This window comes from Qipengyuania sp. NPDC077410, from assembly GCF_044543405.1.
GTDB classification, from domain to species: domain Bacteria; phylum Pseudomonadota; class Alphaproteobacteria; order Sphingomonadales; family Sphingomonadaceae; genus Qipengyuania; species Qipengyuania pacifica.
On the sequence record NZ_JBITWB010000002.1, the window covers coordinates 323,160 to 348,031 of the forward strand.

At 61.9% G+C, this 24,872-nt stretch carries 25 protein-coding genes; 18 read left to right on the plus strand and 7 right to left on the minus strand.

What is annotated here, in order from left to right:
• Positions 1-7 precede the first annotated feature (7 nt).
• Complete coding sequence (gene parC, locus ACIGGE_RS09540) at positions 8-2,308, plus strand: DNA topoisomerase IV subunit A (RefSeq protein ID WP_397490167.1); 2,301 nt, start codon at positions 8-10, stop codon at positions 2,306-2,308.
• A gap of 125 nt (positions 2,309-2,433) precedes the next feature.
• Here the strand turns inward: parC and ACIGGE_RS09545 are convergent, their stop codons facing one another.
• The 6 genes from ACIGGE_RS09545 to ACIGGE_RS09570 all read right to left on the minus strand — a co-directional run bounded on the left by ACIGGE_RS09545 (position 2,434) and on the right by ACIGGE_RS09570 (position 7,340).
• Positions 2,434-2,994, minus strand: a complete 561-nt coding sequence (locus ACIGGE_RS09545) for a DUF2171 domain-containing protein (RefSeq protein ID WP_103022646.1) — start codon at positions 2,992-2,994, stop codon at positions 2,434-2,436.
• 230 nt (positions 2,995-3,224) lie between these two features.
• Positions 3,225-4,403: a CCA tRNA nucleotidyltransferase gene (locus ACIGGE_RS09550; RefSeq protein ID WP_397490168.1), complete on the minus strand. Its 1,179-nt coding sequence runs from the start codon at positions 4,401-4,403 to the stop codon at positions 3,225-3,227.
• Positions 4,403-5,002 carry a CoA pyrophosphatase gene (locus ACIGGE_RS09555; protein WP_397490169.1) on the minus strand — a complete coding sequence of 200 codons (600 nt, stop codon included), beginning with the start codon at positions 5,000-5,002 and terminating at the stop codon, positions 4,403-4,405. Before ACIGGE_RS09555 ends, ACIGGE_RS09550 begins: the two co-directional genes overlap by 1 nt.
• Entirely contained in the window at positions 4,999-5,547 is a 549-nt protein-coding gene (locus ACIGGE_RS09560) for a DUF1285 domain-containing protein (protein WP_397490170.1), read from the minus strand. Before ACIGGE_RS09560 ends, ACIGGE_RS09555 begins: the two co-directional genes overlap by 4 nt.
• A gap of 27 nt (positions 5,548-5,574) precedes the next feature.
• A complete protein-coding gene (locus ACIGGE_RS09565; protein WP_103022650.1) occupies positions 5,575-6,102 on the minus strand; it encodes a GNAT family N-acetyltransferase in 528 nt (175 codons plus the stop codon).
• Between the two features lie 50 nt (positions 6,103-6,152).
• The gene (locus ACIGGE_RS09570; protein ID WP_103022651.1) at positions 6,153-7,340 is read right to left on the minus strand and encodes a PQQ-dependent sugar dehydrogenase; all 1,188 of its coding nucleotides are present in this window, start codon (positions 7,338-7,340) and stop codon (positions 6,153-6,155) included.
• On the opposite strand from ACIGGE_RS09570, the gene ACIGGE_RS09575 reads away from it, so the two are divergent.
• The 5 genes from ACIGGE_RS09575 (at position 7,339) to folP (ending at position 13,328) form a co-directional block, all read left to right on the plus strand.
• Complete coding sequence (locus ACIGGE_RS09575; RefSeq protein ID WP_103022652.1) at positions 7,339-7,965, plus strand: ribonuclease HII; 627 nt, start codon at positions 7,339-7,341, stop codon at positions 7,963-7,965. The genes ACIGGE_RS09570 and ACIGGE_RS09575 overlap by 2 nt on opposite strands.
• Positions 7,966-8,175: 210 nt before the next feature.
• Positions 8,176-9,315, plus strand: a complete 1,140-nt coding sequence (locus ACIGGE_RS09580) for a site-specific DNA-methyltransferase (RefSeq protein ID WP_397490171.1) — start codon at positions 8,176-8,178, stop codon at positions 9,313-9,315.
• Between the two features lie 99 nt (positions 9,316-9,414).
• A complete protein-coding gene (locus tag ACIGGE_RS09585; protein WP_397490172.1) occupies positions 9,415-10,404 on the plus strand; it encodes a GGDEF domain-containing protein in 990 nt (329 codons plus the stop codon).
• A 133-nt stretch (positions 10,405-10,537) separates the two neighbouring features.
• The gene (locus ACIGGE_RS09590; protein ID WP_397490173.1) at positions 10,538-11,860 is read left to right on the plus strand and encodes a chloride channel protein; all 1,323 of its coding nucleotides are present in this window, start codon (positions 10,538-10,540) and stop codon (positions 11,858-11,860) included.
• Positions 11,861-12,212: 352 nt separating this feature from the next.
• Positions 12,213-13,328: a dihydropteroate synthase gene (gene folP / locus ACIGGE_RS09595; RefSeq protein ID WP_397490174.1), complete on the plus strand. Its 1,116-nt coding sequence runs from the start codon at positions 12,213-12,215 to the stop codon at positions 13,326-13,328.
• 20 nt (positions 13,329-13,348) lie between these two features.
• Here the strand turns inward: folP and ACIGGE_RS09600 are convergent, their stop codons facing one another.
• A complete protein-coding gene (locus ACIGGE_RS09600; RefSeq protein WP_103022658.1) occupies positions 13,349-14,767 on the minus strand; it encodes a sigma-54 dependent transcriptional regulator in 1,419 nt (472 codons plus the stop codon).
• A 186-nt stretch (positions 14,768-14,953) separates the two neighbouring features.
• Between ACIGGE_RS09600 and ACIGGE_RS09605 the strand changes: the two genes are divergently transcribed.
• The 12 genes from ACIGGE_RS09605 to ACIGGE_RS09660 all read left to right on the plus strand — a co-directional run bounded on the left by ACIGGE_RS09605 (position 14,954) and on the right by ACIGGE_RS09660 (position 24,809).
• Positions 14,954-15,079, plus strand: coding sequence for an aa3-type cytochrome c oxidase subunit IV (locus ACIGGE_RS09605; protein WP_196846581.1), 126 nt, complete (start codon positions 14,954-14,956; stop codon positions 15,077-15,079).
• Positions 15,080-15,083: 4 nt separating this feature from the next.
• Entirely contained in the window at positions 15,084-16,211 is a 1,128-nt protein-coding gene (locus ACIGGE_RS09610) for an NAD(P) transhydrogenase subunit alpha (RefSeq protein ID WP_397490175.1), read from the plus strand.
• 86 nt (positions 16,212-16,297) lie between these two features.
• The gene (locus ACIGGE_RS09615; RefSeq protein ID WP_222827641.1) at positions 16,298-16,882 is read left to right on the plus strand and encodes a fasciclin domain-containing protein; all 585 of its coding nucleotides are present in this window, start codon (positions 16,298-16,300) and stop codon (positions 16,880-16,882) included.
• A 125-nt stretch (positions 16,883-17,007) separates the two neighbouring features.
• A complete protein-coding gene (locus ACIGGE_RS09620; RefSeq protein ID WP_006833497.1) occupies positions 17,008-17,292 on the plus strand; it encodes an NAD(P) transhydrogenase subunit alpha in 285 nt (94 codons plus the stop codon).
• On the plus strand, positions 17,292-18,893 hold the full coding sequence (locus ACIGGE_RS09625) for an NAD(P)(+) transhydrogenase (Re/Si-specific) subunit beta (protein ID WP_397490176.1): 1,602 nt from the start codon (positions 17,292-17,294) through the stop codon (positions 18,891-18,893). Before ACIGGE_RS09620 ends, ACIGGE_RS09625 begins: the two co-directional genes overlap by 1 nt.
• Position 18,894: 1 nt before the next feature.
• A complete protein-coding gene (locus ACIGGE_RS09630; protein ID WP_221597771.1) occupies positions 18,895-19,239 on the plus strand; it encodes a hypothetical protein in 345 nt (114 codons plus the stop codon).
• A 53-nt stretch (positions 19,240-19,292) separates the two neighbouring features.
• Positions 19,293-20,486: a parallel beta-helix domain-containing protein gene (locus ACIGGE_RS09635; RefSeq protein WP_397490177.1), complete on the plus strand. Its 1,194-nt coding sequence runs from the start codon at positions 19,293-19,295 to the stop codon at positions 20,484-20,486.
• Positions 20,483-21,511 carry an SO2930 family diheme c-type cytochrome gene (locus ACIGGE_RS09640; RefSeq protein ID WP_397490178.1) on the plus strand — a complete coding sequence of 343 codons (1,029 nt, stop codon included), beginning with the start codon at positions 20,483-20,485 and terminating at the stop codon, positions 21,509-21,511. Before ACIGGE_RS09635 ends, ACIGGE_RS09640 begins: the two co-directional genes overlap by 4 nt.
• 171 nt (positions 21,512-21,682) lie before the next feature.
• Positions 21,683-22,372 carry an aspartate/glutamate racemase family protein gene (locus ACIGGE_RS09645; protein ID WP_103022664.1) on the plus strand — a complete coding sequence of 230 codons (690 nt, stop codon included), beginning with the start codon at positions 21,683-21,685 and terminating at the stop codon, positions 22,370-22,372.
• A gap of 114 nt (positions 22,373-22,486) precedes the next feature.
• Entirely contained in the window at positions 22,487-23,647 is a 1,161-nt protein-coding gene (locus ACIGGE_RS09650; protein WP_222827645.1) for a deoxyguanosinetriphosphate triphosphohydrolase, read from the plus strand.
• Positions 23,640-24,341: an NAD(P)H-binding protein gene (locus ACIGGE_RS09655; RefSeq protein ID WP_301642457.1), complete on the plus strand. Its 702-nt coding sequence runs from the start codon at positions 23,640-23,642 to the stop codon at positions 24,339-24,341. The genes ACIGGE_RS09650 and ACIGGE_RS09655 overlap by 8 nt, the downstream gene beginning before the upstream one ends.
• Before the next feature lie 18 nt (positions 24,342-24,359).
• The gene (locus ACIGGE_RS09660; RefSeq protein WP_397490179.1) at positions 24,360-24,809 is read left to right on the plus strand and encodes an ABA4-like family protein; all 450 of its coding nucleotides are present in this window, start codon (positions 24,360-24,362) and stop codon (positions 24,807-24,809) included.
• The last annotated feature ends 63 nt before the right edge of the window (positions 24,810-24,872 follow it).

Below are 24,872 nucleotides of genomic sequence, written 5' to 3' on the forward strand. Positions count from 1 at the left end.
GAGTGTCATGGCCGCCAATGAAACCACGCTCGACAGTGACAAAGACCCGTTCGACGCGATCGTCGACGCCCCGTTCGACAGCGCTCTGTCCGAAAGGTATCTGGTCTACGCGCTGAGCACGATCACCGCGCGATCGCTGCCGGACCTTCGCGACGGGTTAAAGCCCGTGCATCGCCGCCTGCTGTGGGCGATGCGCCAGCTGAAGCTCGACCCTTCCAGCGCGTTCAAGAAGTCCGCACGCGTGGTGGGCGACGTGATCGGCAAGTATCACCCCCACGGCGATGCCAGCGTCTACGATGCAATGGTCCGCCTCGCGCAGGATTTCGCGCTGCGATATCCGCTGGTCGAAGGCCAGGGCAATTTCGGCAATATCGATGGCGATAACGCCGCGGCCTATCGGTACACCGAAGCGCGGCTGACGAAGACCGCGCTGCGGCTGATGGAGGGGCTCGACGAAGGCACGGTCGAGTTCATTCCTACCTACAATGGGGAAGAGCAGGAGCCGGAGATATTTCCCGGCCTGTTCCCCAATCTGCTTGCCAACGGCGCGAGCGGCATCGCCGTGGGCATGGCGACCAACATACCCAGCCACAATGTCGCAGAGATCGTCGACGCTACGCTTGAAGTAATCGACAACCCGCATGTCGAACATGCGCGGCTGATGGAGCTGTTCAAGGGCCCGGACTTCGCCACCGGAGGCATCGTAGCCGAAAGCGCGGAACTTGTAGCTGCGGCGTATGAGACCGGCCGCGGGTCATTCCGTGTGCGCGGGCGTTTTCACGCGGCAGAAGCAGCCAGCGCAGAAGATCGCGAAGCGGGGATCGAGCGAATGGGTGGCGGGCAATGGCAGCTCGTGATCAGCGAGATCCCCTATCAGGTGGCCAAGGGCAAGCTGATCGAACAGATCGCGCAGGCAATCGCAGACCGGAAGCTGCCCATCCTGGAAGACGTGCGCGACGAGAGCGATGAAAAGATCCGCATCGTGCTGGTCCCGCGCAGCCGCAATGTCGACCCCGAGCTGCTCAAGGAAAGCCTGTACAAGCTGACCGATATGGAAACGCGGTTCGGGCTCAACCTCAACGTGCTCGACGCCAGCCGCACGCCGATGGTGATGGGGCTAAAGGAACTGCTGAACAACTGGATCGCCAGCCAGATCGACATTCTGCAGCGCCGCAGCCAGCACCGGCTGGACCAGATCGCGCGGCGGCTGGAGCTGGTCGAAGGCTACATCATCGCCTTCCTCAACCTCGACCGGGTGATCGAGATCATCCGTTACGAGGATGAGCCCAAGGCGGTGATGATGGAGGAATTCAGCCTGACCGACCGGCAGGCCGAAGCGATCCTGAACATGCGGCTGCGCAGTTTGCGCAAGCTTGAGGAAATGCAGCTTCGCCAGGAAAAGGACGACCTGCTCAAGGAACAGGACGAGCTGGACAAGCTGCTCGGCTCGCCAGCACGCCAACGCACGCGGCTGAAGCGCGATCTCAATGCGCTGCGCAAGGAATATGGCGAAGACACCGCATTGGGGGCCCGCCGGACGAGCATTCGGGAAGCAGCGCCCGCGGTCGAATTCAGCATGGACGCGATGATCGAGAAGGAGCCGGTAACGGTGATCCTGTCGCAGAAGGGCTGGATCCGCGGTGCAAAGGGACATCTGCCGCTGGATCAGGATTTCAAATACAAGGAAGGCGATGGTCCTGCCTTCGTGATCCATGCGCAGACTACCGACAAGCTGCTGCTGGCGACCGACAAGGGGCGGTTCTTCACGATCGGGGCGGACAAGCTGCCCGGCGCGCGCGGCTTTGGCGAACCGGTGCGCAATACGCTGGATATCGATGCCAGTGCGCATATCGTGGCGCTGATCGTCCACAAGCCGAAACAGCGCCTGCTGCTGGTGGCGGACACGGGCAAGGGCTTCGGTACGACCACCGACGAACTGCTCGCCGAAACACGCAAGGGGCGGCAGGTCGTCAACCTCAAGGGCGATGCGAAGATGGTGGTGGCGCGGACGATAGAAGAAGGTCATGACCACGTCGCCTGCGTGGGGGACAATCGCAAGCTGGTGGTCTTCAATCTCGAGGAACTGCCCGAACTTGCCCGCGGTCAGGGCGTGACCTTGCAGCGTTATCGCGACGGGGGCCTGTCCGATGCGACCACCTTCACTCTGGCAGAGGGGTTGAGCTGGACCATGGGCGGCAAGGAAGGCCGTACACGCACGGAAGGCGAGATGTGGCAATGGAAGGTGGCCCGCGGCGGGGCAGGGCGGATGCCGCCGCAGGGTTTCCCGCGCGACAACAAGTTTACCTGACGCAACGGTTCCGATGACTGCCGCGGCAGAGGTGAATTGACCGCATGAGAAAAAGGCCGGAAGCGCTTGCGCACTCCCGGCCTTTCGCGACCCTGAAACAGGCTCAGGGATTATTCGCTAGACGATTACTCGCCGGCGCTTTCGGCAGCGGGTGCCGAGGCGCCCATGGCCGCATCGATCTGCGCATTGGTCAGCAGCGCCATCAGGGTGCCGGTCGGGCTGGCAGCGAAATGTTCGCGCAGCAGGGTGACCTTCTTGGTCTCGTCGCCGCCACGGGCGATGATCACATTGTCACCGTCGATTTCGAGAACGGTGCCGAGCGGCGCGTTCTTGGCAGTGACGGCGTTGGCACCGACGACCAGGGCAGCGTCACGCTTTGCGAAAGCTTCCTTCTGGGCTGCCTGCAGCATGCCGACGATCTGCGCCTTGGTGGCGTTGAGCGAAACCTTGTCCTCGGTGGTGCCGAAGGCATTGGCAGGTACAGGTGCCTTCATGTCATCGACGGCCAGAAGGACGGTGTCGCCCTGAACGGCTTCGATGGTGCCGATTTCGGCGCCGTCATTGCCATAGACGGTTGCGCCAGCTGCGACGGAAGCGGTGGCTTCCTGCGCGACGGCAACGCCGGGGGCAACGGCTGCGGTGGTGGTGAGGGCGACGGCGGCAAGCGCCAGCTTCGCGATTTTCATATAAAACTCCAAGGCTTGTTATTCGAAATACGCGGCTCCCCCACACGCGAAACGCGCGATCGAGCCGATCAAGAATGGAAAGAGCGGGCGAGAGTGTGGTTCCCGACACCCGCAAGTCCCCCCACGGGAGAACGGGTACTGTATGTCACGGACTGCGTTTTTTTGCAACCGCGAGGCCTTTATGCTGCAGTGCACCTTAAGCGAGGCTGAAGCGCGCATTGAGTGGATGTTCAGCGAGCGGCGAGTTCCTCGTCGAGCAATTCTTCAACCCTGGTGCGCGTCGGGAATTGTTCATCCACCCAGCGCTTTTCGATCCGCTGCAGTATGCGCGCGACCTCGGGTCCCTTGCCCACGCCGCGTGCAACGATCTCGCCCCCTCTCAGCGGAAAGCGGGGCGCTTCCCATCCGACGATCGACGACGGGTCTTTTCCTGCGATCAACAGGCGATCAAGCGCGCAATCCTTGCCAACCTCATAAGCTAGTCCGCGAGGACGATCACCGTCGCGGGGATCGCGGCGGGCCACGCACATCAGGCGATCGCGCTGGCTGCGGGACAGACGCAGGCGGGCCGATACAGCCTCTGCAACCGGCGGCACGGCCGGCAAAAGCGCAGCCATCCGCCGCATGGCATCGGGTTCTATGTCGGCGGCCCTTTCCGCCTCGATCAGGCGACCCAGCTGATCCACCTCGCGCCTGCCGCATTCGGGCAGCACTTCCTGCAACACCCCAAGGGCGCGCATCTTCGCAATTGTCGCGGACGGATCGGGTAGGGCGAGCAGGTTCTGCATTTCCCAGCCCACGCGTTCGCGGCTCAGGCCCTTCAGGGTCGGGGCGAGGGCGCTGCATGCGGCCGTGGCCTCTTCATCCCAGCCATCACCGAAGCGCGTGGCGAAGCGGAAATAGCGCAATATGCGCAGGTGATCTTCCTGTATGCGCGTTTCGGCATCGCCGATGAAGCGCACACGCCTGGCGGAAAGATCGGCAAGGCCGCTGAAATAATCCGAGATTTCGAGGGTTTCCGGGTGGGCATACAGCGCATTGATGGTGAAATCGCGCCGCGCCGCATCGTCTTTCCATTCGTGGGAAAAGGCGATCGTGGCGCGCCTGCCATCGGTCGCAACATCGCGCCGCAGCGTGGTGATCTCCACATTTCCGTCGTCGAAGATCGCGGTCACGGTGCCGTGGTCGATACCGGTGGGAACAGTGCGGATACCGGCATCCTTGCAGCGATCGATGACGGTGGCGGGCAGATGCCGCGTCGCCGCGTCGATATCATGCACGCGATAGTCCAGCATCGTGTCGCGTACGCAGCCGCCGACCCAGCGAATATCGTCAGCGCCCAGCGTTTCGACGAGCTTGGCGAGGCTCGCGCGCTGCGTCCATTCGGCCTTTGGCAGATGTGCCGTCATCAATGCGCCTCCAGCCACGCTATCCGACGGGACAGGTTCCAGCAGATGGCTGCCGTCACACCCCAGATCCGGTAACCATCATGATTCATTTCCAGATATTCGCGCGTAGCCCCTTTCCAGAAGACCGAATCGTGGTTCCATTGCGAAGCGTCCATGAGCTTTTCGAGGGGGCATTCGAACCAGCTTTCGACTTCACGCGGGTCCGGGCGGATGGAAAGATCGCGTGGCACTGTGGCAAGGACTGGGGTGATATCGAACCCTGTACCGGTTTGATAGCGGTCAGTCGTGCCGATCAGCCGGACGTTCTCTGGCTCGATCGCCAGTTCTTCCCATGCTTCGCGTAACGCCGCGTCCACCGCGCTTTCGCCGTCTTCGACCTTGCCCCCGGGGAACGCGACCTGTCCGGGATGATCGCGCATGGTCCGCGGCCTTTGCGTCAGGATGACTGTGGGATCGGGTCGCTCGGTCACCGCGATCAGGACGGCTGCGTCGGCGGTGCGATCAAGGTCGGCGAAGCGGCTGTCCGACATGAGCTCGCCGACATCACGCGCATGGCCCTGTTCGAACAACTGGGTAAGACGGTCGAAGATCTCGCTCATGTAGGCAGAAGCGAAAAAGTCTCGCCGCCGCTCTTCACGGTCCAGTCGTCACCGCGCTCGAGCGCGATGCGGGCGAGCTGTTCATAGGTCGAACGGTTTAGCCGCGCCTCGCAACCGCGACGGACGTGAATATAGAGCGATGGACTGTCGCCATCGCCGGCCGCGCGTATCGGATGATCAAGCCCAGCCACCACCAGTTCGTCGGTGTTCAGCCGGAAGGCGAGGTCGCCTTCGGTCTCGCTGACATCGGTTGCGATGAAGCAGGCATCTTCCACCTCTATCGACAGTTTCTGATAAGGCACGACGAGCCAGTAGCTGCCGTCTTCTTCCCGGTTCAGGAGGCCCGCAAAGGCGCGCACCATGCCGGGGCGCTTGATCGCCGAACCCTCGTGATACCAGGTTCCGTCGGCACCAATGCGCATGTGACTGTCATCGATATTGTCGGGCGACCATTGTTCGACCGGCGGAAGCTTTCGCTCCGCAACGGCCTCGGCAATCTGTGCCAGCGACATGCCGGCGAGTTCTGGGGGCGGGGTATAGGGCATCGTGGAACTGCCGATGCCAGATAGCGACTAGTTCGCCAAGCTCCACGGGCCCAGCATTCCTTCTGCGGGCAGGATTGCCGGATTGCCGCTGCGCGCCAGCAAGCGGTGTTTTTCGAACGGACCCGGGCAGTGCCAGCCCTGCGTGTGCGCAGCGGTGAACTGCCAGCGATCGTAATAGTCGGGATCACCGATCATAACCTGGGGCAGGGGCGAGGCGCCGTCTTCGAAACCCGCGTCGATCGCGCCGAGACTGGCGGCCATCAGCGCCTTGCCGAAACCTTCGCCCTGCCGTCCCGGCATGACTGCAACTGGACCCACCATGATCATCGGGTGCGCGCGTCCGCGCGGGTCCGTCAGCGCGACCGGCCAGAGCTGGATCGTGCCGGCCAGATAATCGTCATCGTCGAGCGCGGCAAAGCTCAGCGCGTCAAGCCAGTCGGTCCCTTCGCGGATGCGATAGGCCGTGCGGGCATGTCGCCCCTCGCCGAAGGAGGCATCGAGCAATTCTTCGACCATTTGCGGGTCGATAGCGGAAAGGGGAACGAGCGTCGCCATAAGGGCGCGCCGATTAGGGCGCGCCGCAGGCCAAGTCGATCAAATTCGCCTTAGCCCGGTGTTAGTTTGAGCAGCCGCCCGCCTTCCTTGTCTTCGAGCACCCAGATCGCGCCGTCTGGACCCTGTACGATTTCACGCAGACGTTTTTCAAACGGTATGCGCTGCGTTTCGCGCGCGCTTTCACCGTCGATCGTCACGACGACGAGAGCGGAAGGCTTCATGGCCGCGATCACCGCCGCGCCCTTCCAACCTGCGAACTGATCACCGGAATAGAAGATGAAATCGCCCGGCGCGATTACCGGAGTCCAGTTGACTGCCGGCTTGATGAAATCGTCTCTCGTGGAATTGCGGGGTATCGGTTTGCCGTCGTAATGATCGCCGCCAGAGACCTCGGGCCAGCCGTAATTCCCGCCCGATTGCACGAGGTTCAATTCGTCACCGCCAGCGGGGCCGTGCTCCAGATCCCACAGGCGACCCTGGCCATCGAACTGCAGGCCGAGGATGTTGCGGTGTCCCCACGACCATAGCTGTGCGCTGATACCGCCTTCGCCAGCAAGCGGATTGCCTGCTGCAGTCGATCCGTCGAGGTTCAGACGCACGATAGAGCCGAGATTATTCGACGTATCCTGTGCAGGCTGCATTTTCTGGCGGTCGCCGCTGGCAACGAAGAGGTAGCGTTCGTCCGGGCTGAAGGCGAGGCGGTGCGAATAGTGCCCGCGGCCCGTTACCTTCGGCGCCTGCCGCCAGATTACCTCCAGTCCCTCGATTGCACAGGCATTCGTCTGCGCGCATTCCAGAGTTCCACGGCCGACCACAGCCCCGCGCGTATCGCCTTCGCCCGCTTCGGCCCAGCTCAGATAGATCGTGCGGCGATCCAGGCTGCTCGAGGATTCGGACGGCAGGAAAGCTATGTCGCCAAGCCCGCCCTGGCCGCCATAATCGACCTCGGGCGCGCCTGTTACGGTCCCTTGCGTACCGTTCGCCGTATCTACGAATTTGATCGTGCCTCCCCGTTCCGTAATAAACAGCGTATCGGTGCCTGGCGCAAATTCAGCCGCCCACGGCTCGTCGAAGGTGCCGTAATCCTGCGCGTTCAGATCCTGGCCACTGGATACGGAGATGGTTTCCGATGGCATAGGCGTTGATTGGGTCTGCGCGCTATCCCCGGAAGCAGCGTTGCCGCAACTTGCGAGCAGAGCCATAGGCGATAGGGTGGCAGCAAGGACGAACTGGCGCATGTATCATTCAACTCCCGATTGTGGCCTTGGTGCTGCGCCGCTGATCGTCGGTGTGGACGAGGCGGGCCGCGGGCCGCTGGCAGGGCCGGTGGTGGCGGCCGCGGTGGTATTGTGCAACCCGGCACCTCCGGGTCTCGACGATTCTAAAAAGCTTTCGGCCAAGCGCCGTTCCCTGCTCGAGCCGCAAATTCGTACACGATGCGTCTGGGGGCTTGCCGTGGTCGAGCCCGAAGAGATCGACCGGATCAACATTTTTCAGGCCACCATGCTGGCGATGACGCTGGCGGTAAGCCGGCTGGTCGACGCCATGGGCTGCGAGCCGGAAGAGGTTCTGATCGATGGCAACATGACGCCGCACGGTCGCCATCCCGAATGGCGCTGGGCAGGAGCGCGGCCCATCGTGGGCGGGGATGGCAAGGAGAAATGCATCGGTGCCGCCAGCATCCTCGCCAAGGAACATCGCGACCGTCTGATGCGCGAAGCCGCCGAAACCCACCCGCATTATGGCTGGGACCGCAATGCCGGATATGGCACCGCCGAACATATGGAAGCGCTGCGCATGCACGGGCCCACGCCGCTCCACCGGCGCAGCTTCGCCCCGGTGTCGCAGATGGCGCTGCTCTGACATCTGCCGTATCGGGCCAGATTGAGTCCTGAGTGCCACACCCCACAATATTGAGTCCGCATATTTCGCATGGACTCAATATGTTGTGACGGGCACCTTCTGTTCTCTGTAGGACACCCGACCTTAACCATCGTGACTTAGGTTTTTCGTGCTTGACGCGGAGTCCGCTTGGACTCACCCTGTGGATAACTAAGGACAGGGACGAATATCATGGGGGTCATCGAGACCACGAAGAGTCGTGCAAAAGCGGCGGTTAAAATTGCGGATGTACCGAAGGAATTGCTGCCCTTGGGGCGCATCTTGGACGGTGACTGCGTGGAAGCGATGCGTTCGCTGCCCGATGCGTCCGTGGACCTCGTCTTTGCCGATCCGCCTTACAATCTCCAGCTGGGCGGCGATCTGAACCGGCCCGATGGCAGCCATGTGGATGCGGTGACCGATCACTGGGACCAGTTCGACAGCTTCAAGATCTACGACGATTTCACCCGCGAATGGCTGACGGAAGCCAAGCGCGTGCTCAAGCCCGATGGGGCGCTATGGGTCATCGGCAGCTATCATAACATTTACCGTGTCGGCGCGATCCTGCAGGATCTGGGCTTCTGGATCCTCAACGACATCGTCTGGCGCAAGTCGAACCCCATGCCCAATTTCAAGGGCACCCGCTTCACAAATGCGCATGAAACGCTGCTGTGGTGCAGCCAGGGCGAAAAGGCCAAATACCATTTCAACTATCGCGCCATGAAGACGCTGAACGATGAATTACAGATGCGCAGCGACTGGGTTCTGCCGATCTGCAATGGCGGGGAGCGGTTGAAGGAAGGCGGCCACAAGGTCCACCCGACGCAGAAACCCGAGGCATTGCTCTATCGTGTGCTGCTGTCGACGACCGAACGCGGCGACGTGGTGCTCGACCCGTTCTTCGGCACCGGCACTACCGGCGCCGTGGCCAAGCGGCTGGGGCGTGAATGGATCGGCTGCGAACGCGAAGGCAATTATCGCGATGCGGCGCTCAAGCGTATCGAGAAGGAACTCCCACTAGACGAAAGCGCGCTGACCACGATGCAGAGCGCGAAAGCCGCGCCGAAGGTCGCTTTCGGGGCATTGGTCGAAAATGGCTTCATCAAACCGGGCACGCAGGTGTTCGACAAGAAACGCCGCTGGGTCGCAAAAGTCCGCGCCGACGGCTCGCTGGCTTATGAAAAGCAGACCGGCAGCATCCACGGGCTGGGCAAAGACCTGCAAGGCGCACCCAGCTGCAATGGGTGGACCTTCTGGCATTATGAAAATGGCGGCGAGGTAAAGCCCATCGATGCGGCCCGTCAGCTGTATCTGCTGGCTGTGGAAGACTGACGCACGATCCGCGCGGTTTTTTGCAAGAATTTACCAATCGACTGTATTGCCGCACCCGGCCTCACGCAGGCCGGGCAGGTAAATTGTAGTGGCAGGCAGATGAAACAGGACACTATCGGCAGCAAAGTCCTGGCGTTTCTCGCCGGCAATCTGCTCGATCCCACTCCGTTCAACTATCGCTTCGGGTATCTTTATCTCAACCGGACCAGCAAGGTGATCGTCGAGGAAACCGACACCTATATCGATAGCGGCATGCGCATGACGCAGGAAGCTGTTGCCGAAATCATGCAGAAATTCGCCCAGGCTTCGGAAGATCCGGCAGAACGGATTGCCGCACGTGACGAGGCGCTCGACTTATTTCTCGACGCCGCAGGTGAACTGGCGCGTGAAACGCAGCGTCAGGCGGGCGACGTGGGCCGCGACATTGCCGAGGAAAGCCAGGTGATCCGCGAAGGGGCAGAGGGCGAAGATCTGACCAGCGCAATCTGTCGCATCGTCGATCGGGCGGCCCAGGCCGAACGCGAACTGGCTAGTTCATCCAACCGGATCGACAGGCTCCAGCGCGATCTCGAAGAAGCGCGCAACAAGGCGCTGGTCGATGAACTGACCGGCATCGCCAACCGCCGCGCCGCCCGCACGACCATTCAGGATCTCGAAACGCGCAAGGTTCGCTATTGCATCGCGATCATCGATGTCGATCATTTCAAGTCGATCAACGATACCTATGGCCATACGGTCGGCGACCGGGCCCTGAAACTGGTCGCGACCGCGCTGGAGGAATCGCTCGCGCCCTGGCCGGTGGCACGCTGGGGCGGGGAGGAATTCCTGGTGATCGCCGAAATCCCCGACCCTGCGAGGATGGTCGAAAAGGTGCAGGCTGCCAAGGATGACCTGGCCTTTCGCAAACTGAGGCTGCGCGAAACCGACGAGCCGATGAACCCGATCACCTTCTCTGCCGGCGTGGCAGGCTGCTCGAGCACCAGTGAACAAACCCTACGGCGCGCCGACAATGCGCTGTACAAAGCCAAGCAAAGTGGCCGCAACACAGTACTGATCGCGCCGGAGACAGGACGCGTAGGAGACGCTTGACGGTGGTTCGGGAACAAGACTTTCGGCATCCCTCGATAACTGGCTAGACCGCACGACTGCACATCGACGGCGTTGAAGGCACAGCGCGGGGCCCGCTGGACTCATTGCGCCGCCGCCCATAGAGAGCGCTTCGATGGCGCTCATTCCCCGCAGACCCCGGTTTCTGACAGGCAAGATGCCGCAGGAACTGGTCGGTGCGGACGACTGGCACCGGCGTATCGCCATGCTGGTTTCGGCGATATTGATCGGCTTGGCCGCGCTGCTCTTTGCCAAACTGGGCGATGGCGCGCAGGCGATGTTCGCCTCGCTGCGCCGTGATTACGTCTATCTTCCGCTGGTCCTGACCCCGCTGACGTTCCTGCTCGTGTCCGTGCTGACCCGTCGTTTCGCCCGTGAGGCGCGCGGGTCCGGCATACCGCAGGTCATGGCCGCCAGCCGCCAACCGATGGGGCGTATCGCTCGCGCATTGCTTTCCTTGCGCGCTGCACTGGCGAAGATCGTCCTGACAGTCGTCGCATTGCTGGGCGGCGCATCGGTCGGGCGCGAAGGGCCGACGGTGCAGCTGGCCGGTGCGATAATGGTACAGGTCCATCGACTGTTTCGCCTGCGCGTGACGCCCGGGGTGGTGATTGCGGGCGGTGCTGCCGGCGTTGCGGCCGCGTTCAATACGCCGCTGGCGGGAATTGCCTTCGCGATCGAAGAACTGGCCGTCGCCTACGAACAACGCGTCGCGATCCTGGTCATGGGCGCGGTCATGATCGCCGGGCTCACGGCGCAGGGGCTGGCGGGCGACTACATCTACTTCGGCGAACTGGAGGGCAGCCTTCCCATCACCACAGTGCTGGTCGCTGCGCCGCTGGCGGGCCTGCTGGGTGGGCTCTTGGGAGGATTGTTCTCTCGTCTTTTCCTGATGCTGCGCGGCCCGGATGGGCGTTGGGCTGCTTTGCTCGACCGCAAGCCGATGATCACGGCGCTGGTCTGTGGCATTGTAGTGGGACTCCTGATCTTCGTCACCGATGGCGATGCAGCCGGAACAGGCTATGAGCCGACGACCGCTCTGCTTGAGGGGCGAGAGGGCGACTTCTGGTTCGGCCCGGCCAAGTTCTTCGCTGCGCTGGCGACCAGCGCGAGCGGAATTCCAGGCGGGATTTTCGCGCCCTCGCTGGCGGCGGGTGCCGGGTTTGGACAGTGGCTGACTCCGCTTTTCCCAAGCGAACAGGCGGGGCTGATCGTGCTGCTCGGCATGGCGGGATATTTCACCGGCGTGGTCCGCGCACCTCTGACGGCGGTGATCATTCTGGGTGAAGCAACCGGCAGCAGCCACGTCATCCTGCCGCTTTTCGCCACTGCACTGATCGGAGACTGGGCCGGCAGCATGGTGTGCCGCGAAAAACTCTACATCGTCCTCGCACGGGGCTTCCTGCCGCAGCAACCGCGCGAAGACCGACCAGACTGACCTCTTGTTTCACCGCGACCCACTGTCCTACAGAGCTTTCGCGCGCTACGACGTACATCCATGGCCTACAGAGCTTTCGCGCGCTACGACGTACATCCATGGCCAATTTTATGTTACCCGCCTCTCAATGCGTTTCTGCTCGCCGCTACACGCCCAATCTGACGCAGCAATTTATGCAAACCGACGGGATCGGAGCGCAAACAGACAGTATTCCATCGCGAACAGTCAGGTTTTCCGAGCGAGCTGACGGTTTTCTGAGCAAAAAGACCTCATACTGCCCACAGCGACAAATTTTTGCTCCTGAACGGTGTAACACCCGGTCCATGTCTCAGGTTTTGAGGGACAAAGCTGAATGAGTGACAGTGTCTATATTCGGCCCGTCGGCCTCGTGTCGGGTCCGCAGAGCGAGCATGGCAATGCGATCCGGCTTGCGGGCAGCATGGTGTATGCCAGTCGCTTTGCCGTCGTTCTGCGCCGCGATGGCGTTGTGGCGGAGCGCTGGCTGGCAGCTCCCGATAGCATGGCCGAAATCCTGGGTCGGTTGCCCGACGAGTGTGCGGCGGAGGCGGAAACGCAGTGGTCCAATCTCGCGCTTGTGCAGCCGCCCCTGGAGCTTGGCGCACGAACCATCCGGCTCGACCAGCCGCAAATTATGGGCATCCTCAACGCGACACCCGACAGCTTCAGCGACGGGGGCCGGTTCCTCGATGACCGCGAGGCGGGGCGCGATCACGCGGCCACTATGGTCGAGGCGGGCGCTGCGATCATCGATATCGGCGGCGAAAGTACCCGCCCGGGTGCAAAGGCCCTTTGGGAAGGGGACGAGATCGAGCGCATCGTGCCGGCCATCGAAGCCTGTGTCGGCATGGGCGCTGCGGTCAGCATCGACACACGCAAGGCTGCCGTGATGGAGGCGGCGCTGGAGGCTGGCGCGCATCTGGTCAACGACGTATCCGGCCTCGCGTATGATCCGCGCAGCGCGGAGGTCGTGGCTCAGGCCGGTTGTCCCGTCGTCCTTATGCACGCGCCGGGTGCGGGCGGGGACGATCTTCACCACGGCGGGGAATATTCCAACGTCGTCTTCGACGTGTTCGACGCCTTGCGCGAGCGACGCGATGCGGCGCTGTCGGCGGGGATCGAGGCTCGCAATATCCTGCTCGATCCGGGTATTGGCTTCGGCAAGAGCCTGGCGGACAATCTCGCCTTGATGAACGCATTGCCCCTGTTCCACGCGCTCGGGCACCCGCTCCTGCTCGGAGTCAGCCGCAAGCGAATGATCGGTGCACTTTCGAACGAGGCAGAGGCTGGCGATCGACTTGGCGGCAGCGTGGCGCTGGCGGTGAAAGGCATTGATGCAGGCGTTCAGCTCATACGCGTGCACGACGTCGCCGAAACTGTTCAGGCGCGCAATGTATGGCGGGGGCTGCGCGATGCGGCGCTGACCGATTTCGCCGACCTGCCCGCCTGATCGCTTCTCTTACGAGTCGATCAGGCGGCGTCGTCGATCCCGAGTTCGGCGAGTTTGCGATACAATGTCGAGCGGCCGATGCCGAGCCTGCGAGCCACCTCGGTCATGCGCCCGCGATAATGGCCGATGGCGAGACGGATGATATCGGCCTCGATCTCTTCCAGCGGCCTGACATGCCCGTCTTCGGTGTACAGCAGGACACCCAATCCCCGGGCCCGGCTCTCGCCGCGGTCGGCCTTGTCGCCGATCAGGGCGGCCAGCTTCTGGAAACTGTGCGCGGTCAGGGCTTCGCGCTGTTCGAACACGCAGGCCCGGAACAGCACAGCCTGAAACTGGCGGATGTTTCCCGGCCAGTCATAGGCTTCGAGCAGGCTGAGCGCGCTGTCTGCGATAGAATGATGTTTGAGGCCGGGCCGCTCACCGATGAGGCTGAGGAAGTACCGGGTCAGCGCCGGTATGTCGCCCAGCCGTTCGCGCAGCGCCGGCAGGCGGATGCGCGTGGCGGAAAGCTGTTCGAACAACTCCTTGGAAAACTCGCCATTCGCCGTCAGCTTGTCGAGCGGAAGCGTTGAGGTGGCAAAGATACGCAGATCGATCTTGAAGCCGTGGGAGGCGCCCGTCGGGCGAACGATACCGCTGGCAAGCACGCCGGCAAGCCGTTGTTGCTGGTCTGCGGGGAGGCGATCGACATCGACCAGGATCAGTGTGCCGCCATCGCAATATTCGATAAGCCCGGTCTGGCGGTCGAAAGCACCCGCAAAGGCTCCCTTTTCGTGCCCGAACAGCAGCGATTCGAGCGATGCGGGAGGCATTCCTCCGCAATGGACGACGCGCATGATCGCCTTGGCCCGGGTACTGGCCGCGTGCATTGCCCGCGTCAGCATGTCCTTGCCGGTACCGCGCTCGCCCTCGACCAGCACGTGGGCGTGGCCGCGCGAAGCAGTGGCTGCCTTGGCCAGCGCGGTACGAAACGGTGCCGCCGAACCGACCATGGCATCGAAATCGACCGGGTGCGGCAGTTTCTCTGCCAAGGGTTGAAGCTCGGCGTCGGGTAGTTCGGAATGATCCGCCCTGTCGAGCGCCTGCAGCAGTCGATTGGGACCGAGCGGTTTGACCAGAAAATCGGTCGCGCCCGCCCGCATGGCCTCGACCGCGAACAGCGGTGAATTGTCGGCCGTCAGCGCTAGAAGCGGCGTATCGGGCCGCGCATCGCGCAATTCGCGGATCAGGTCGCGCGGCGCATTTCCGTCGGTCCATTTGTCGAACAGTATTGCGTGGACCTGATCAGATTCCGGAGACGCCAGCATTTCGAGCGCTTCTTCGCCACTCGTGAAACTGACGACGCGCCAGCCTGCGCGTGCGGCGAGGGTTGCGACGAGCCGGTTCTGCGCCGGTTCGTCGTTGATCAGCATCAGCAGGCGTGGTTCCTGTGTTGCCATCTTGGTTCGCAATGCTCCCTCGGTCCCCGGACATGGTACATATCCGTTCGCATATGTCTTACGCGCGGCGGGTTAATTGCCAATTAAGGCTGTTCCAAGCGGTATTTGGCAACAGCGGGGTTGAGCAGCGCGCACCACCGCGATAGATCGACTTCAATATCAAACTCCATGATGGGAATACGAAAGATGGACTCCGCCAACGACATGAAGGCGCACAGCAGGACTTACGGCTCCTTTATTGGTACGCTCAAATGGTCCGTGCCGCTGATTGCCCTGATTGCCCTGTTCGTCGTCATTCTGATTTCAGACTAGGCGCATGGCGCTACGCATCGCGGTGATGAAAGAACGCGCTCCCGGTGAAAGCCGGGTGGCGCTGACACCCGAAACGGCGAAGAAGTTCGCTGCGCTCGGGGCCACGGTCGCAATCGAACAAGGTGCCGGGCTCGGCGCCTCGATCACCGACGATGCGTATCGCGAGGCGGGTGCCGAAGTCGGCACCTCGGCCGATGTTATCAGCGGGGCCGATATTATCCTCGGCGTTCAGGCCCCTGATCCGACGCAGCTAACGGGTGCGAAACCCGGTGCGTGGGTTGCAGCGACGTTCGATCCGTTCCGTAATGGCGAGCTGGTTGCGGCCTATGCTGCGGCGGGGCTGGAAGCCTTGAGCATGGAATTCATGCCGCGCATCACACGTGCGCAGAGCATGGACGTTTTGTCGAGCCAGTCGAACCTCGCCGGATACAAGGCAGTGCTTACTGCCGCGAATACCTATGGCCGTGCATTTCCTATGATGATGACCGCTGCCGGTACCGTTCAGGCGGCCAAGGTTTTCGTAATGGGTGTGGGGGTGGCCGGTTTGCAGGCAATCGCTACGGCGAAGAGGCTCGGCGCACAGGTAAGTGCAACCGACGTACGCTCCGCGACCAGGGAGCAGATTCAATCGCTGGGTGCGAAACCGATCTTCGTCGAAAATGTCGCCGGTATCGAGGGCGAAGGTTCGGGCGGTTATGCCACCGAGATGAGCGAAGAATACCAGAAAGCTCAGGCCGAACTGGTTTCCGCACACATCGCGAAGCAGGACATCGTCATTACGACTGCCCTTATCCCGGGTAGGCCTGCACCGCGATTGATCTCGGACGGACAGATCGCCAGCATGAAACCGGGCAGCGTGATCTTCGATCTCGCCGTGGCGCAGGGCGGCAATGTGGAAGGTTCGGTGCCTGACCAGACAGTAGAGAAGCACGGCGTGAAAATCGTTGGCTACGCGAACACTGCCAATCATCTCGCTGCTGATGCCTCGGCGTTATTCGCGCGCAACCTCTACAATTTCCTCTTCGCTTTCTGGGACAAGGAGACGGGACGTCCCGTGCTGGACGAAGAAATCGGCGATGCCGTTCGGCTGACAAAAGACAACAAGGTCGTGAACTCCAGACTGGCAGGCTGAGCTTCCCGCGACTCCTTCAAAATAAAAGTGCATCCGATCTGCACATGGCCGCGTAACTGTTCCTGTAGAAACAGGAGCATCCCACTATGAACTATCCTAAGAAATTCGCCTTCGCCGCTCTCGCAGCGATGAGCGTCGCCACGGCCGGCTGCATGAGCATGGGCGATAACATGGCGATGGACGAACAGGTGGCTTACGTGGACGGTGCGGCAATGTACCCCACGATGAACATCATCGAAAACGCGGTAAATTCGCCAATTCACACGACATTGGTCGCTGCAGTGAAGCAGGCGCAGTTGGTCGATACGCTTTCCGGGCCCGGACCGTTCACCGTATTCGCACCCACCGACGAAGCCTTCTCGCGCGTTCCTCAATCCATGCTCAATTCGCTCATGATGGACAGCAATCGTGCTGCCTTGCAGAAGGTGCTGACCTATCATGTCGTACCCGGACGCATCACGGCTGCCGATCTCATGCAGCGGATCCGCGCTGGTAACGGCACCGCAACGCTGACTACGGTCGAAGGGGAGCCGCTCACCTTCACCATGCAGGGCGGAAATGTGATGATCAAAGGCATGAACAACAGTTCGGCTACGGTAACGCAAGCCGACGTAATGCAGTCGAATGGCGTGATCCACGTCGTCAACGGCGTGCTGACGCCCTCTATGTAATTTGACCTGTATCGAATAGCGGGGCCGCGGATGCATCGAGCATTCGCGGCCCATTTCGTTTGGCGCTCGACTTGCCATGCCCTGCTTGCAATAAGGCAGGGACAAAGAGGGAAGGGGACGTCGCCTTGGATTTCATAAGCATCCTGTCGATCTTCGTGCTGGCATGCTTCGTCGGCTATTACGTCGTCTGGTCGGTCACGCCTGCGCTGCACACGCCCCTGATGGCGGTGACCAATGCGATTTCCAGCGTCATCATCGTCGGCGCGCTGATCGCGGCCGCGGCGGCGGACGTGCCGGGGGCGAAGTGGCTGGGCCTGCTCGGCATCGTGCTCGCCAGCGTCAACATTTTCGGCGGGTTCGCAGTGACGGCGCGAATGCTCGCGATGTACAAAAAGAAGGAGAAGAAGTGATGCTTCGCCTTCTGCTTGCCGCGCCATTCGCGGTCTTGGCCGTGCCCGCCCATGCCGCCACAGGAGAGACCGTCAGCCCTTGGGTCGCGCTCGCCTATCTCGTCGCGGGCGTGTTCTTCATCCTGGCGCTGCGCGGCTTATCCAGCCCTGCGACGAGCCGGACGGGCAACCGCTTCGGCATGGTCGGAATGCTGATCGCCGTCGTGACGACGCTGATGACGCATTGGCCGATGCAATCGAGTGGAAACTGCGATAATTTAAAACTCAGTGACGGGGCCACGTTTGGTTTCTGCACCGAAATTTTCGTCATCGACTGGGCATCCTTCGGCGAAATCCTCGCCGCGATTGCCATCGGCGCGCTGATCGGCATCACCATCGCCCGCCGTATCGCCATGACGGCGATGCCCGAACTGGTGGCGGGGTTCCACAGCCTCGTCGGTCTTGCCGCAGTGCTGGTGGGCTGGGCGGCCTATCTCAATCCCGACGCCTTCGGGCTGTTCGTAGAGATAGACCGGATCGTCGATCTCGATGTTGAGAACATCATGATGGGCATTTCTTCGGTTTCCAAGGTCGAGATGGGCCTCGGCATCGCTATCGGGGCGATCACATTCTCCGGCTCAGTCATCGCCTTCCTCAAGCTCTCGGGCAAAATGAGCGGTTCGCCCATTCTCCTTCCCGCAAGGCATGTCATCAATCTCGGCACGCTCGCCGCAATCATCGTGCTTACTGCGCTCTTCGCTATGGCAGGGCCCGACGAGACCTTGCCGCTGATCATTGCGCTGACCGTGCTCGCTTTCGTCATCGGCTTCCTACTTATAATCCCCATTGGCGGGGCGGACATGCCGGTCGTGGTGTCGATGCTGAACTCCTACTCGGGCTGGGCGGCAGCGGCGATGGGCTTCACGCTCGGCAATACCGCGATGATCATCACCGGCGCGCTGGTCGGATCGTCGGGCGCGATCCTCAGCTACATCATGTGTCGCGCGATGAACCGCAGCTTCATCAGCGTGATTGCAGGCGGGTTCGGCGCGGATGACGGCGGCGGCGCTTCCGGCGAGCCGCGCGAACAGCGCCCGTACAAGCAGGGCAGTGCGGCCGACGCCGCCTTCATGCTGGAACAGGCGGAAAAGGTCATCATCATCCCGGGTTACGGCATGGCGGTTGCGCAGGCGCAGCACGCTCTTCGCGAAATGACCGACGTGCTGGAGGAAAAAGGCGTCGAGGTGAAGTTCGCCATTCACCCGGTCGCCGGCCGCATGCCGGGTCACATGAACGTGCTGCTGGCCGAAGCCAGCGTGGATTACGACAAGGTGTTCGAACTGGAGGACATTAACAGCGAATTTTCGCAAGCCGATGTGGCTTTCATCATCGGGGCCAACGACGTGGTCAATCCGGCGGCCAAGACCGACAAGTCTTCGCCCATTTACGGCATGCCCGTGTTCGACGTGGACAAGGCCAAGCAGGTCTTCTTCATCAAGCGGTCGATGGGCGGCGTCGGCTATGCCGGGGTCGACAACGATGTGTTCTACATGGACCAGACGATGATGCTGCTGTCCGATGCCAAGAAGATGGTCGAAGAAATCGTGAAGGCGCTCGACTGACATGAAACGGGTCGCGATTATTCTTGCGGTTCTGGTTATCGCCGGGCTGATCCTGTGGGCCACCGTTGGCGGCGGCTTCCAGGGATCGGTGGAAGATAGGCTCGAGGATGAAATGGTCGCTGCCGGACTGCCCCAGCCGATGGCCGAGTGCATGGCAGGCCGCATGGCGGACCGGCTTTCGATCGGCCAGCTGCGCAAGCTCGAAAGCCTCCGGCCCGAGGAAGGCGAAGCGGATATTCCGCTGAACATCGCCGAATTTCTCGAGCGGGTACGCCGCGTGGACGACCCCGAAGTGCTGGAAGTTTCCGCCACGTCCGCTGCCATATGCGCCTTCGGGGCCGGCTGAGACCCTTGCAATCGTTCGACCTTGCGCCACAATGCGTTGCAAGGGAGAGACTCATGACCATCAGACTGCCGCTTGCCGCTGCATTGCTCGCCTGTGCAATGCCCGCATTCGCCGCGACGCATAATGTCGCCCCGGGCGAAGACGCTCAGAAGGCCTTGCAGGAGGCGCTGATCCTTGCCGAGCCGGGCGACGAGATCGTCCTTGCGGCGGGCCGCTATACCGTCACCGATGGCCTCAGCCTCGATGTCGACAATGTCACCGTCCGCGGTGCGGGAATGGATGGTACGGTTCTCGATTTCACCGGCCAGCAGGGTTCGGGCGAAGGGCTGCTGGTCACCAGCGACAACGTAACCCTGCGCGATTTCGCGCTGGAAAACCCCAAGGGCGACGGCATCAAGTCCAAAGGCGCCGACAACATCGTCTATCACCGCATTCGCGTCACATGGACGCGCGGCCCGCACGCGGAAAACGGGGCCTACGGGATTTATCCCGTCGAAAGCACCGGGGTGTTGATCGACGGTGTGAAGGTCACCGGGGCATCCGATGCCGGCATCTATGTGGGCCAATCGAACGGCATCACGGTGCGCAATTCGATCGCCGAGGCGAATGTAGCCGGGATCGAGATCGAGAACAGCCGCAATGCCCTGGTCGAACATAACGTCGCGACGCGCAATACCGGCGGCATTCTGGTGTTCGATCTGCCGGCGCTACCGGTCATGGGCGGCGGCAATGTGATCGTGGCGAACAATCTCGTGGTCGCGAACGACACGCCCAATTTCGCCCCTCCCGGCAATATCGTCGCGAGCGTGCGCCGGGGCACCGGCATCCTGATCATGGCCAATGACAAGGTCCTTATCGAGAACAACATCCTTTCGAGAAATCCGACCGCTCCGATCATGGTCATCGCTTACACCCAGAGCTTCGACGACGAGCGGTACAATCCGCTTCCGCGCGATGTCGTGATCGGCGAAAACCTCTATGACGGCGGCGGTTACGACCCCCAGCTCGATGGGGCGGACATGTTGCTCGGTGCCTTCGGGGGCGAGTTGCCGCCGGTGCTGTGGGATGGGCTTGGCTCCGTGACCGCGGTCGAGGATACCTCCGGCTGGAGCCTCAATCTCACCGAAGTGGGCAAGGGGCTCGATGCGGCGAAGCCCGGGCCGTTGACCGTTGCGGCGCCGACTGGCGAATTCGACAGAAACGGCATTGGCGCGCCCGCCGAACTGGACGACCGGCTGGGGGCATGAAACCGGCTGTCGCCCTGCTCGCCAGCGCATGCCTCGCGCTGGCCGGGTCCGTTGCCGTGCGGGCGGAACTTCTCCAGCCGGGAAACTCGCGCGCACAGGTGAACGATGCGGCGGTGCTGCACGGTTTGCCGCAGAACTTGTCCGACTTCGGCTTCTTCGAAAACCAGACTGAACAGCAACCGGGGCAGGGGGTCACGCCTTACCGGCTCAATACACCCCTGTATTCGGACGGCGCCGAGAAATTGCGTTTCGTCTATGTGCCCGGTGGCGCGGCGATGAAGGCGCAAGGCGAAGGGCTGCTCGACATTCCGGTAGGAGGGGCGCTGATCAAGACTTTCGCATTCGATCAGGATGGCGGGCGCCGCCTGATCGAAACGCGTGTGCTGCTGCATCGCGCGGATGGCTGGCTGGCACTGCCTTACGTCTGGAATGACGAACAGACCGAGGCGCGGCTGGCCATTGCAGGCGCGCGTGTCGATGTCACGACACCGGGCGGGGAGGCTATCAGCTACCGCGTTCCGAACAAGAACCAGTGCAAGGAATGCCATGGCCTCGGCGGTGCGGTTACTCCGATCGGACCTAAGGCGCGAAACCTGTCGCGCGAATGGCTTGGCAAAATGGTCGCCTCGGCCCATCTCGATGCGGTCCCGGATGGATCGGACCAGTTGCCGATCTGGGAATTGCGCCAGAGCGCGGATCTGGCCGATGCCGCGCGTGGCTATCTGGACGTCAATTGCGCGCATTGCCATCAGCCCGATGCGACAGCTTCGAACAGCGGGCTGGACCTGCGTTGGGAACAGAAGTCACCGGATGCGATCGGGATCGGCAAACGCCCGGTTGCCGCCGGTCGCGGGGCTGGCGGCCACATGTTCGATATCGTGCCGGGTTCGCCCGACACATCCATCCTGACCTATCGCATGGCCAGCGCCGAGCCCGGTGTTGCGATGCCCGAGCTTGGCAAATCCACAGTCGATGACGACGGGCTGGATATTGTACGACGCTGGATCGCACAGATGAGACCGTGATGCGTGCACGCTCGTCTGCTGGCGGGAATACCTCGTTTTGGGCCTTCTTGGGCACACTGGCGCAGAAGCATGGAAAAGCGATGGAACCGCCTCTGGCGCAACCCGTTCTAACCCCCTGATACGTGGGCAAACTGCGATCAGGTTGATTTCAGGGCGGAAAAGGACGGACGGTTGCGGAAACTCGGCATTATCGGGGGCATGAGTTGGATTTCCACTCGGGCATATTACGAACGGATCAATAAAATCGTGCAGAAGAAGGCGCCGCCGATGGCGAGCCCTCCGATGCTGATCGAAAGTCTGGACTATGCGCCAATCGCGGCGGCCAAGAACGCCGATGATTGGGACAGCATCGCTTCGACGCTGGTAGAATCTGCCCGGCGGCTGGAAGCTGGCGGAGCCGAAGGGCTCGTCATGGCAGCCAATACGATGCACAAGGTCTATGATCGCCTGACCGAAGCCGTCTCCATTCCGGTGCTCCACATCGCCGATTGCGTTGGCAAGGCGATGGAGGAAGACGACTGCAAGAACGCCGCGCTTCTGGGTACCCGTTTCGTGATGACGGAAAGCTTCTATCGCCAGCGTCTCGTCTCGCATGGCGTGGACCTGCTCGCGCCCGATCAGGGTGATGTCGAACTCGTCGACGGGATCATTTACAAGGAACTCATGCTCGGCCGGGTCACACGCGATGCCGAACGCGCGCTCAAGACCATCATTACGATGAAGGAAAAAGAAGGGGCGGAAGCCATCGTGCTCGCCTGCACCGAACTCGAACTCGTCGTCGATACCGACGCCAACGTGCTCCCGGTCTACAATTCCACCGATATTCACTGCCGGGCTGCGGCGGATTGGATTCTGTCCTGACCTGATCCGGACGACGAACCCGGCCTCTGCGCCGCACAACCTGCCGAAAATCCGCCGGGTTCGCTTTTCGTTCACGTTGTCGCCCCCCTGCCGCTGACCTAAGCGTCGCCGCGCATGCACACAGCACCCTACGCATCCGATCCCGCCGCAAGTCGCGGGCGCGAGTTTCCCGAGGAACGAGCAGGTTCGCGCGGCCCCCGCAGCGAATTCCAGCGTGACCGCGACCGGATTGTCCATTCCATCGCATTCCGGCGCCTGCGATCGAAGACGCAGGTCTTCATCGCACCGGATGGTGACCACTACCGCACCCGCCTGACACACAGCCTGGAAGTGGCCCAGGTCGGTCGGGTAATCGCACGCGAACTGGGCCTTAACGAAGATCTGACGGAGGCGCTTTGTCTCGGGCATGATATCGGACATCCGCCGTTCGGACATGCAGGCGAAAAGGCGCTCGAACAGGCGATGGTCCATGCGGGCGGTTATGATCACAATGCTCAGGGCCTGCGCACCCTGGCCCGGCTCGAAGGTCCCTATTGCGACCATGACGGCTTGAACCTGACGTGGGAAACGCTTGAAGGTCTGGCCAAGCACAACGGCCCCGTGGCGGCTCCCAGCTGGGCGCTTGCTGAAATCGATCAGGCCTTTTCGCTCGAACTGTCGACCTGGCCCTCGCTCGAAGCGCAGGTCGCCGCTGTTGCGGACGATATCGCCTATGACAATCACGACATAGACGATGGTCTGCGCGCAGGTTTCCTCTCGCTCGACGATCTGCTCTCGCTCGACTGGCTTGCCGATCAATGGCGCGAAGTCGAACGGCGGTTTCCCCACGCCCCGCGCGATCGCCAGCAGCGCGAGCTCGTCAGGACGCAGATCGGGTTGATGGTAAACGACGTGATCACGCAAACCCGCGCGCAGACCAGCGGGATCATGAGCGTCGACGAAGTGCGCGCAGCAGGGCGCCAACTGGCCACTTTCACTCCGGCGATGCGCGAGCATGAGCGCAGGCTCAAGCGGTTCATGTACGATCGGCTGTATTATCACGATGAACAGATCGCGACGGCTGAACATGCGCGGGACGTTATTGCGCGCCTGTTTGCAGCCTACCATCAGGATGAGACCAATCTGCCTTCACCGTGGCTTGCATCGCTGCCGAAACAGGAACCGGAGCGCAGCCGCCATATCGCCGATTTCATCGCCGGTATGACCGATCGCTACGCCATCGATCAGTGTCGGCGCATTTACGGTCGTGCCCCTGAGGGACTGAGCAATGTCTGATACGATCCGCATCGCGTTGATCGGCGCAACGGGGCTGATCGGCACGACGGTTATCGGTCAATGCATCGGGCGCGAGGACGTTCGCCTGACGGGCATCGCGCGGCGCGAAATGAAGTTGCCTCGCGGTATTCGGATGGAACTTTTCGTCGCTGAACCTGCCAAGTGGGGCGAAGTAATCGAGGCGATACGGCCCACGGCTCTGATTTGTGCGCTGGGTACGACGTGGAAGAAAGCTGGCGAGGAAGAAGCGGCGTTCCGCGCCGTCGATCATGATCTGGTTCTGGAAACCGCGCAGGCTGCCAGGAAACTGGATGTAGAACGTTTCGTCCATGTCAGCTCTGCAGGCGCGGATCCAATGTCGAGCAAGTTCTATCTGAAAGTGAAGGGTGAGGTCGAGCGGGAACTGACCAAGATGCGCTTCGGCCGGTTGGACATACTGCGGCCCGGCCTTCTGATCGGAAAGCGCGAAGGCGATCGCCGTCCAGCGGAACGGTTTGGTATCGCTGCGGCGCCTTTGGGCAACCTCCTGCTGCACGGCAGCTACCGCCGGTTCCGCGCAATCAGGGCCGACAGTGTCGCCCAGGCTGCGCTTGCGCTTGCCAAACGGGCGGCGAGGGGCCGTTTCGTCCATGACAATGACGGCATACTGCGTGCAGCGAAGACGTTACCGCAGATCGAACACGACGCGAGTTAGAGCCTAAGGAGATCCGGCATGTGGGATACGGTTTTCAGCACTGCAAACCTGCTCGCCATGGTCATGTGGGCGGGATTGATACTGCTTCCGCGCTGGCCGGCACTGCTGGCTGCTGTCCTTTACGCAGGCGTCGGCCTGTTGAGCTTTGCGTATCTCGTCGGCCTCGTGGGCATCCTTACTGGAACGTTCGATCCGGGTGGCTCAAGCGGCTCGGCCGGCTTTTCGACGATCGACGGCGTACGCGCGATTTTCGCCAGCGATGGAGGCGTGACCATCGGGTGGATACATTACCTCGCCTTCGACCTCTTCGCCGGCTTGTGGATCGCGCGCGATGCCGACGCGAAGAACTTCTCCCGGCTTGTCCAGGCACCGATCCTGGTGGCCACCTTCATGGCCGGGCCGGTGGGGCTGTTTCTATGGCTCGTAATTCGGGAAAAACGCGCCCGGTCGGCCGGTCGCTGGAAGTGACGCAAAACAGGTTGCACGAAGCAACCGAGATGGCATGATGCTGCAAAAGCTGTCAAAAGCGGA